The sequence below is a fragment of the Haloferax sp. ATB1 genome, assembly GCF_000730175.1.
In genome coordinates, this window is sequence record NZ_JPES01000057.1 from 19,368 (window position 1) to 29,274 (window position 9,907).

6 protein-coding genes, 1 tRNA gene and 2 pseudogenes are annotated in these 9,907 nt (G+C 66.9%); 3 read left to right on the forward strand and 6 right to left on the reverse strand.

What is annotated here, in order from left to right; translation table 11 throughout:
• Positions 1-401: 401 nt before the first annotated feature.
• From ATB1_RS09405 to ATB1_RS09420, 4 genes and pseudogenes are all read right to left on the reverse strand, one after another.
• Positions 402-2,507 (reverse strand): AsnC family protein, encoded by a 2,106-nt coding sequence (locus ATB1_RS09405; RefSeq protein ID WP_042663473.1) that lies wholly within the window; start codon positions 2,505-2,507, stop codon positions 402-404.
• 163 nt (positions 2,508-2,670) lie between these two features.
• Positions 2,671-2,743 (reverse strand) — tRNA-Thr (locus ATB1_RS09410).
• Positions 2,744-2,835: 92 nt separating this feature from the next.
• A pseudogene (locus tag ATB1_RS09415) lies at positions 2,836-3,821 on the reverse strand (class I SAM-dependent methyltransferase).
• 361 nt (positions 3,822-4,182) lie between these two features.
• Positions 4,183-4,653: an HTH domain-containing protein gene (locus tag ATB1_RS09420; protein WP_042663474.1), complete on the reverse strand. Its 471-nt coding sequence runs from the start codon at positions 4,651-4,653 to the stop codon at positions 4,183-4,185.
• Between the two features lie 178 nt (positions 4,654-4,831).
• On the opposite strand from ATB1_RS09420, the gene ATB1_RS09425 reads away from it, so the two are divergent.
• The gene (locus ATB1_RS09425; RefSeq protein WP_042663475.1) at positions 4,832-5,260 is read left to right on the forward strand and encodes a universal stress protein; all 429 of its coding nucleotides are present in this window, start codon (positions 4,832-4,834) and stop codon (positions 5,258-5,260) included.
• A 41-nt stretch (positions 5,261-5,301) separates the two neighbouring features.
• Here the strand turns inward: ATB1_RS09425 and ATB1_RS09430 are convergent, their stop codons facing one another.
• Positions 5,302-5,742, reverse strand: a complete 441-nt coding sequence (locus ATB1_RS09430; protein WP_082256366.1) for a universal stress protein — start codon at positions 5,740-5,742, stop codon at positions 5,302-5,304.
• A 78-nt stretch (positions 5,743-5,820) separates the two neighbouring features.
• On the opposite strand from ATB1_RS09430, the gene ATB1_RS09435 reads away from it, so the two are divergent.
• Positions 5,821-6,537, forward strand: coding sequence for a TVP38/TMEM64 family protein (locus ATB1_RS09435; protein ID WP_042663477.1), 717 nt, complete (start codon positions 5,821-5,823; stop codon positions 6,535-6,537).
• Here ATB1_RS09435 and ATB1_RS09440 read toward each other — a convergent pair.
• Positions 6,512-9,325 carry a cation-transporting P-type ATPase gene (locus ATB1_RS09440; RefSeq protein ID WP_042663478.1) on the reverse strand — a complete coding sequence of 938 codons (2,814 nt, stop codon included), beginning with the start codon at positions 9,323-9,325 and terminating at the stop codon, positions 6,512-6,514. The two genes, ATB1_RS09435 and ATB1_RS09440, sit on opposite strands and share 26 nt — an antisense overlap.
• 95 nt (positions 9,326-9,420) lie before the next feature.
• On the opposite strand from ATB1_RS09440, the pseudogene ATB1_RS09445 reads away from it, so the two are divergent.
• Positions 9,421-9,907 (forward strand): annotated as a pseudogene (locus ATB1_RS09445) (molybdopterin-dependent oxidoreductase); the annotation flags it as partial.

Here is a 9,907-nt window from a genome sequence, read left to right on the forward strand (position 1 = left end):
CGCTATACGTATTCTAACCGGGTCAGGAGATCAGTAGTTTAGATTAGTGCCTAAAGAGCTCTCACAGATCACGAGCTAACGTGAGTTGCGAGATCCCCAGCGACATATCGACGCCTAATTTTTGCGTTAGCAAGCCGCGCCGAGTAGGCGCGGCGACCTCCATTACAAGTGTTTCATCTGAAGCCACCGAAGGTGGCTGAAGTAATCTTGGTGTGTGGCTCTTTAGCCACACAGCTAACGCAGAATCAGGGGGGACCCCCCTGATTCGAAGTGTCTGCGGTCGTGGTCGCTGCGGGCTCGAGACAGCGCCAGAATCTTTCGAACGACAACCTCCTGAAAATACTGCAAAATATTCCGCATTCTCACCGAAAAAACAGCGTCGCCACTCGGAAGACGGCGCGTCAGCCGACGAGCTGACGCAGCTTACCCAGACTGTAGGTGACTCTTCCGGTGGAATCGTACGCGTCGGCGACGACCGCAAAGCGACCAGAGAACTGCTTCATCTCGTTGCCGGTCACCTCTGCCCACTTCGCAGCGCCGGTTCGGAGGATCCGCTTGACCTCCTTACGCGTCGCCTGCGGTGCAAGCTCGAGTAGTTCACGACCATCCTCGCGGTCGTCCTGCCGGTCGCGAACGTAGTTACGAAGCCAGCGCTCCCACGGACCGTTCCCATCGCCGTACGTATCGGCGCGGATGATATCGTCTGTCGCTTCTTCGAGCGTCGCTGAGACCGAGCGCCGAGCGGACTCGATGTGTTCGACGATTCCCTCAGCGATGTGTTTCGAAGCGAGTTCGACGTGACCGTACTCGTGGATGACCAGATCACCGAGGCGCTTCAGCGCGCGATAGACTGTGTCGATGTGGACGCCGATTCGCTCAGCGAGGTCGGCCGGCGAGATCTGGCCGCCGTCGGTCACCAGCTCGTCGGCAATCGACACATCCGTCTCGTAGAGGTTGTTCGCGGCGGCGAACAGCCGAACCTCGTCGTCCTGTTGTTGAGCAATACGCGGCAGCGGGTTGTCGATGACTTTGACCATCCGCGCCTCGCCGTCGACGCTGAAGTAGTCGTCCGCGACGTACATCTGGTGGTCCGGCGTCACCGGCAAGTCCGACCAGTTTAGGACGTTCAGCAGCCCCTCTTCGAGTTCGTTGTGGAGTCGATCGACATCGTCGAACCGGAGGGTGTCGTCGTACAGTGAGTTCTGGTAGGAGACACCGATCTTCGGATTCTCGAGTTCAGTCCCAGCAACTGCCTCAGGGTTCCGCATGTGGTAGTGCTTGAACTCCTTCGGAAGTCGGTGACCACCGACGACTTCGGACGCACGCATCGCGCAGATCGTCGCCGTGTGGTAGTAGCCGGCGCACTCGCGGTCGTCGCGGACCGTCTTCGAGTAGCCGCTTCGCTCGCGACCGAGAATCATCGAAATCCGGTGAAGCGTCCCGTCCAGCGCGAACACCTTGCCAGTCTCGCCCTTCTTGCCGCGCACGTACAGCTCGGCGTCGGTGATGTTCGACGATTCGTGTACTTCGTCGGGATCGAGCGCACGGTAGTCGATACCCGTGAACGAGTTCCAGCCGAACTCGTCTTGGCGCTCGCGAAGCTTGCGGAGCGCCTCGAACAGGACGCTCGGGTACTGGTTGAACTCGAAGTAGCTCCCGCGCGTCTCGACGTCGACGCCGAGGATGTTGTGCGGGTTCGGGATATTCGTCCCGCTCTTCGAGGAGATGCCCGGCCACCGCGGCCGGACGCGGAAGTACGCACGCTTGCGGTTCTCGTCTTTCGCGTCCTTGAACGACTGGTAGGCCGCGGGATAGACGCGGATGAGGAACTCAGGAACATCCTCGAGTCGCCAGTCCCATCGACCGAGGTCGGTTCCTTCGTCGGGCGTCGCGAGGCCGGGGTTGTCGGCGTAGCCGAACTCGACGTTCCACTCCTCATCGTCGAACTCGAAGCCGGCGCGGAGATTACCGTACTCCTCGAAGTCGTGCATCTTGTACAGCGAGACGAGTCCGAAGTACGTCGACAGCGCGTCATCCCACTTCAGGTACGCCGAGAACTCGTGCGGCTGCGGGAGGAGGAACTTCCGTAGGCCCGAGACCGCGGTCTTCGAGTCCTGACCGCGCATCGTCCGCGCGCGGACACCGCGCTTCTGTCGGCGCTCGTGTGCCTCTGCTTCCGAGCACGCGTAGAAATGGTCCTCGCGAACGTCCTTCCGGATATGCGTGCCGCCACAGAAGCGACACTCGCCGGTCGGCTCCAGGTCGCAGGTCCACTCATGTTCGAGCGCGGCCTCTTCGGTCTCGAAAGTCCGCTGGCAGTATCGACAGGCCGCGACGAACTCCGGCATCTCGAATTCGACATCGACCGACTCGTTGTCGACGGTCGAACCGGGCTCATACCCATTGTCGACAGCGGACTCGACAGTGTCCTCGTCGTTCGACGTGACGAGGTCTGCGTCGTCGAGGACGGAGAACTCCGCGATGACCTTGCCGCCGTCCTCGGTCATCAGCGGTCCACCTCGACGAGGTCGTATCCACAGCGCTCACAGCGAAATCGGACCTCGCTCTCGTGACCGCACGCGGGACAGTCGACGGTCACGCGCAACCACCCCCGAACCGGAGACCTTCGTCTCCGGGGTTGAGTTGTGGGATGGTGAAGGAATCAGTAGAAGCCGGTGGAGGGATTTGAACCCTCGGCCTATTCCTTACGAAGGAATCGCTCTGCCAGCTGAGCTACACCGGCGCGGTGGGCTTTCGAACGCATTCTCCCGTACCCCGGTTACGTAATTAAGACTTGCGAATCAACCCGGTGTCTGCCGTTCGGCACCAGCCCCCTCACGCCCGCTTCGTCAGGCGAACGTCGAGACAGACGTTGTACTCGTGGGGGGCGTACGACCGGACGACGTGCTCGTTCACGACTTCGACCTCGTAGGTCGGTTCGGCGGCGGCGCGGACGGCGGCGAGTCCCGGTCCGAACGGGTCGTCCTCGTGTTGGATGTCGTAGAGGTGAATCACGCACTCGTCGCTCGCGAGGCGGACCGCCGTATCGAGGAAGTCGCCCGCGCTGTGCGGGAGATTCATGATGAGTCGGTCGGCCCAGCCCTCGTAGTCGGCGGCGACCTCGCGCACGTCGCCGTGAATCGCGGTGAGTCGGTCGGTCACGTCGTTCCGCTCGGCGTTCTCGCGGAGGAATTCGACGGCCGCCTCGTTGAGGTCGCAGGCGACGACCTCCGCGCCGGCGGCGGCGGCCGGGACGGCGAAGGGGCCGACACCGGCGAACATGTCGAACACGTGCTCGCCCTCGCGAATCGCCTCGACGACGCGGTGGCGCTCGGTCGCCAGTCGCGGCGAGAAGTAGACGGTATCGATGTCGAGACGGAACTCGTGACCGTACTCGCGGTGCACCGTCTCGGTCGAGTCGCCGACGAGCACGTCCCAGTCGCGGACGCGGAGTTCGCCTTTGACCTTCGAGGCGCGGTTGACGACCGTCTCGGCCTTGAGGTCCGAGGCGACGATGGCGTCGGCGATGTCGCGGGCGCGGTCGGGGTCGTCCTCGTCGAGGATGACGATGTCGCCGAGTCGCTCGTAGGAGGGTTCGAAGCCGAGCAGGTCGGCGGGCGTGGTCTGCGTCTCTCGGGTGGGGGGCTCGAAGTCGACGACCGTCAGATCGTCGGGGACGGCGTCGGCGTCGACGACGGGAATGTAGAGGGTCCCCTCGCGACGGTAATCTCGTGGTCGTGGTCGAGCAGGCCGGCGTCGGCGAGGCGCCGGCGCGCCGCCTCACCGGACTCGCGGGGCACGCGGACGCAGGGGACGTTCATACCTCCACCACTACACGGCTCCGAGTAAGGGTGACGCTTCGCCGCGAACGTATATACGACCCTGATGCATCAGGGACCAAGTATAGATGACTGGCGAGGAAACGATGATTCGCCCACACTCTCGACGATAGCCGTCGTTCGAGTGGGGTGCCTCTGACACAGTTGGGCCTTGCCCGGGGCCCACTTTCGGACCCCAGTCCCGGGACGAGTAACTCGGGCGTATGCCGCCGGAATCGCGTCCGTCGGTGGCGACGTTTCTCGCGGAACTTATCGTTCGAAAATTGACCGTTTCGACCGGATGGCGACCGTTTCGACCGAGTGGCGTTCTTTTCGCAGCCACGAGTCGGCGACTCGTCTCCGCTTACACCTCAACGTGGTCGCGGTCGATACCGAGGAACGACTCGGTGGTCTCGACCCAGTCGGCGAGCGTTCGAGTCCCATCGTCTCGCTCGTGCGGATAGACGGCCTCGATTTCGTCGTCGCGGAAGACGATGCCCAGCGTCGGCGGAAGGACGACCGCGTCGTGTTCGGGACCCATCCGCCCCGATCCGACCGTCGCGTGCTCGTCGAGCGTCGGGAGCGCGACCCCTTCCGTTCGCGCCCACAGCCGGCACTCGGCGAGTCGCTCGCGGACGATTGCGTCTCGTTTCGTCGGTGCGGTGTCGGACTCCACGTCAACCTCGCGACCCCACGTCCGGACGCACACGTCGTCGACGAGCCCCTCGTCAGCGAGTCGTTCGAGTCGAACGATAAGCGTCTGGTGTTCCTCCCCGAGGCCGTCCCGAATCGGGCGAATCCACAGTTCTACCCGCCGTTCACCGTCGGTCTGCATGCTCCTCACCACCGGTAACAGATACGCTCGGGGGAAGAATAAGCCGGAGTCATCCTTCCCGCCGACCGGGAATCGGAAACGCGCGGGCGACGCGTGGTGCGGTTGAGTCCGAGAGCGTGAGAGTCCGGACGGCGCGACCGGGTTCGGTTTTATTCGCTCAGCGCGCGTCTGTGACGACATGTTCGACCACATTCTCGTCCCCACCGACGGTAGCGACCACGCGGTCCGCGCCGCCGACTACGCGGTCGACCTCGCGGCGACCTACGGGGCCGCGCTCCACGTCCTCTACGTCGTCGACGTTCGAACCGGCCACGCTGACGCACCCGTCGATGACGACGATTCCCAGACGCGCGGAGAGGCGGCGGTCGGTGTCGTCGCCGACCGCGCGGCCGACCGCGACGTCCCCGTCGAGACGGAGATTCGGGTCGGCCTGCCGCACGAGACCATCATCGACTACGGCGAGGAACGCGACATCGACCTCGTGGTGATGGGCACCCACGGGACGAGCGGACTGGAGCGATACCTGCTCGGAAGCGTCGCTGAGCGAGTCGTCAGACTCTCGGACGTGCCGGTGCTGTGCGTGCCGCCGGCTGGCGACGACGAGTGACCGACGCGGGGACGACCGACTAGCGAGCCGCCATCACGCTCTCAGCGGACGACCATCACGCTCATCGGCGCGCGTCCGGCGACCAACTCGGCGACGCTCCCGAACAGCAGGTCTGTCTCGCCGGTGCGGCCGTGACCGCCGAGGTAGACGGCGTCGACGCCCTCCCGGCGTGCGAAGTCGACGATGGTCCGCGCGGGGTCGCCACGGTGGGTCTCGGTCCGGAGTTCTACTCCGCTCCCGTCGGCCAGCGCCGCGAGTTCGTCGAAGATGTCAGCCGCGAGTTCGTCGGCGCGTTCGTACCACTCCTCGGAGCCGTGGAGCGGTTCCGTGCTGATATCCACGTCGAACGGCGCGCTGTAGCCGGGGTCCGTCGGGTCGATGACGTGTAGGGCGACGACCGTCGAGTCGGCGTGCGCGAGGGCCTGTTCGAACGCTCGCTTCGACAGCGGCGAACCATCGACGGCGACGAGAATCGTATCCATCATGATTATTAGTACGCCGTCTCGGAACAAAAACGCTCCCGCGCCGGGTTTTTCTCCGCGGCGTGCGAGGTGTCACCCGTGTTATCCGTCCCCGAACTGTTCGAGTCGCCGCGCGACCGGTGGCGGACGCTCGCACTCGCCGTCGTCGTCGTCGCCGTCGTCGCGCTCGCCGGCACGACGCTCGTCGACCGCTTCCCGTTTCTCGCCAACCCGACCGCGCTTCGGACGTGGCTCACCGGGTTCGGTGCGCTCGCGCCCCTCGCGTTCGTCGGCGTGCAAATCGCGCAGGTCCTCGTCGCGCCCATCCCCGGACAGGCGCTCGGGTTCGCCAGCGGCTACCTGTTCGGCGCGCTCTGGGGGACGGTCTACAGCATGGTCGGCATCGTCCTCGGCACGGCGCTCGCGGTGGGTCTCGCGCGGTCTCTCGGCCGCCCGTACGTCGAACGCGTCGTCACCGCCGACGCCCTCTCGGTGTTCGACGACGCGATGGAGACCCACGGCCTCGCCGTCCTCTTTCTCGTGTTTCTGGTTCCGGGCCTCCCGGACGACGCCATCTGCTTCGCCGCCGGCCTCACCGACATCCCGGTCCGCAGGGTCGTCCTCGTCGCGGCGGTGGGTCGGCTCCCCGGCTTCCTGCTCGTGAACCTCGCGGGCGCGGCCGCCGCCGACGGCAACGCCGAACTCACCGCGATTTTCGTCGGCGCGTTGCTCGCGGCGTCGGTTCTCGGCTACCTCTACCGCGACCGACTCATGGGCGCGCTCGGCTCGCTCACGAGTCGAACAGTCGGTCGTTGAGCCACACCAGACACAGGTTCGCGGCGAGGAACGGGACGAACGCGCCCGCGACCCAGCCCCACTCCGTGAGCCCCAGCGGGACGACGCCGAAGAGGTCCGCGGCCGGCGTGTAGAGCAACACGAGGTGGAGCGCGAGCGACAGGCCGACCGCGCCGAGGAGCCACGGGTTCGAAAGCGGCGACAGCCGGTAGCGGAGCCGAACCGACTGCGTGCGGACCAACTCGGCGGTGACGAGGAACGTAAACAGCACCGTCTGGGCGACGACGAGGTCGCCGGACCGAGAGAGCGCGTAGAAGAACACGCCCAGTCCGGCCCCGGTGAGCGCGACGCCGATACCGAGAATCGAAGTAATGGTCCGGCGGTCGAGGACGCCCTCGTCGCGGGGTCGCGGCGGCCTTCGCATCACGTCGTTCGACTTGGGGTCCGCGCCGAGTGCGAGCGCGGGGAAGCCGTCGGTGACGAGGTTGAGCCACAGGAGCGCGACGGGCGTGATGACGAGCGCCGACTCGGACGCGAACGCCGCGGGGAACAGCGCCGCGCCGAGGAGCGTCCCGAGGAAGACGACGAACACCTCGCCGGCGTTCGCCGACAGCAGGTAGTTGACGAACTTGCGGATGTTGTCGAAGATGCCGCGGCCCTCCGCGATGGCGTCGCGGATGGTGACGAAGTTGTCGTCGCGGAGCACCACGTCCGACGCGCCCTGTGCGACCTGCGTCCCGCGGTCTCCCATGGCGATTCCCACGTCGGCGTTACCGAGCGCGGGTGCGTCGTTGACGCCGTCGCCGGTCATCGCCACCGTGTAGCCCGCGTCTTGGAGCGCCCGGAGGATGCGGACCTTGTGCTCGGGCGCGACGCGGGCGAACACGTTGGTCTCTTCGACGACCCGGCCGAGTTCCTCGTCGTCCATGGCGGCCACCTCGGTGCCCGTGACGACCGAGTCGACGTCGATGCCGACCTCACGGGCGATGGCGCGGGCCGTCCGCGGGGTGTCGCCGGTCGCCATCGTCACCTGTACGCCGGCGTCGCGGCAGTCGGCGACCGCCTCGGCGACGCCCTCGCGCGCCGGGTCGGTCATGCCCTGCAACCCGAGGAAGACGAGCCCCGATTCGAGCGTCTCGTCGTCGGCGTCGAGGTCGGTCGCGGGTGCGTAGGCGAACCCGAGTACGCGGAGGGCGTCGTCGGCGAAGGCGGCCACGGTCGCTTCGACTCGCTCGCGGCGCTCGTCGTCGAACGACTCGATTTCCCCGTCGACGAGGACGCGGTCGCACCGCGCGACGATTTCCTCGGGCGCGCCCTTCACGAGCGCCACGGGGCCGTCGCCGGGGGCGTCGAACGCGTCCACGACGACCGACATGCGCTTTCGCTCGGAGGTGAAGGGGACTTCGCGGAGCCTGTCGTCGGGGTCGCGCGAGCCGTCGAGGCCCGCGTCGGCGGCGGCGTTCACGAGCGCGACTTCGGTGGGGTCGCCGCGGTGGGCCCCGTCGTCGAGTTTCTTGGTGTCGTTACAGCGAGCCCCGCAGGACAGGAGCGCCGCGAGCGCCGGGTCCGGGTCCGACACGGCCCCTGAGTCGGGGGTCGCATCACCGTCTCTGGACGCGGCGGCAGTCGAATCCGAACCACCGTCCAGTTCGACCGTCCGGTCGTCGGGGAGCCACGCGCGGGTGACGGTCATGCGGTTTTCGGTCAGCGTCCCCGTCTTGTCGGTGACGATGTAGTCCACCGCGCCGAGGCTCTCGACGACCGCGAGGTTGCGGACGAGCGCGTTGCGCTCCATGAGCGTCCGCGACCCGAGCGCGAGGGTGAGCGTGACGACAGCCGGGAGGCCCTCGGGGACGGCCGCGACGGCGAGCGTGACGGCGACGAGGAGCACAACCACCGGGTCGGTCGCGGTGAGGAACAACTGGACCGCCGCGATGAGCAGGATGAGCGCGACGATGCCGACGCCGATGCGGCGGCCGAGGCGGTCCACCTCGATTTCGAACGGCGTCTCGCGCTGGCGGGCCTGTCCGAGTTGGTCGGCGATGGCTCCGAGTTCAGTGTCCATCGCGGTGGCGACGACGACGGCCTCCGCGCGACCTCTGACGACCGTGGTCCCGGCGTGGAGGACGCTCTCCCGGTCGGCCAGCGCCGCGTCGGCGTCGACGGGATCGGCCGCCTTGTCCACCGGGGCGCTTTCGCCGGTCAACGTCGACTCGTCGGCGCGGCAGTCGGCCGCCGTGAGAATACGGGCGTCGGCGGGGACAGCGTCGCCCGCTTCGAGGACGACCACGTCGCCCGGGACGACCTCGGTCGCCGGGACCGCTCGAATCGAGCCACTGCGGCGAACCGTCGCGTCCGGTGTCGCCATCTCCCGGAGCGCCGCGAGCGCCTGCTCGGCGCGGTAGTTCTGCACGAAGCCGAACAGGCCGTTTCCGAGCAGGATGAGCAGGATGAGCGCGGCGTCGGTGTAGCCCGGATCGCGACCGGGCAGGAGGCCGACGGCGAGCGAGAGGCCGGCGGCGAAGAAAAGCAGCAGGATGAGCGGCCCGGTGAACTGCGAGACGAGGAGCGAAAGCGGCGAGACGCCCTCCTCGTCGGCGAGTTCGTTCGGTCCCTCATCGGCGAGTCGGCGGGCCGCGTCGTCGTCGTTGAGGCCGTCGCGGCTCGATTCGAGTCGCTCCAGCGCCGCCTCGCGTTCGAGCGCGTGCCACGGGACGTCCTCGCGTCCGCTCGCTTCCTCGGCCTCCCGATGCGCGGTTGCCTGCTCGTGCACGCTTCGACTGAACGACACGAGCGGACGTATGTCCACCGACGATTTTCACCCCGCCGCAGTCGGCGGTACGATGAATATCGTTCGGGTCGCACGTTCGACCATGTGTGTGGTGTGTCAGCGTGCCTGAGCGGGTGGCGGCATCGAGCGAGAGCGTCTGTCCGTACTGCGGCGTCGGCTGTGGCATCCGCTACGACGCGACCGCGGGAGCGCTGTCGGGTGGCACGGCCCGGTCAACACGCGGGGCGAACTCTGTCCCAAGGGGGCCGCGGCGTGGGACGTGGTCGAACACGACGAGCGCCTGACCACCCCGCTGGTGCGAGTGAACGGCCGGCTCGTCGAGGCAACGTGGGACGAGGCGTTCGACCGCATCGAACGCGAGTTCTCCCGCGTCGTCGCCGACCACGGGCCGGACTCTGTGTTCTTCTTCTCGTCGTCGAACTGCACGAACGAGGAGAACTACCTGCTCCAGAAGACGGCGCGGGCGCTCGGGACGAACAACGTCGACAACTGCGCGCGGCTCTGTCACGCCTCGACGGTGGCGGCGATGGGCGACCGCTTCGGCGCGGGGGCGATGACGAACTCGCTTCGGACCTCGGCGAGGCCGACGTGTTCCTCGTG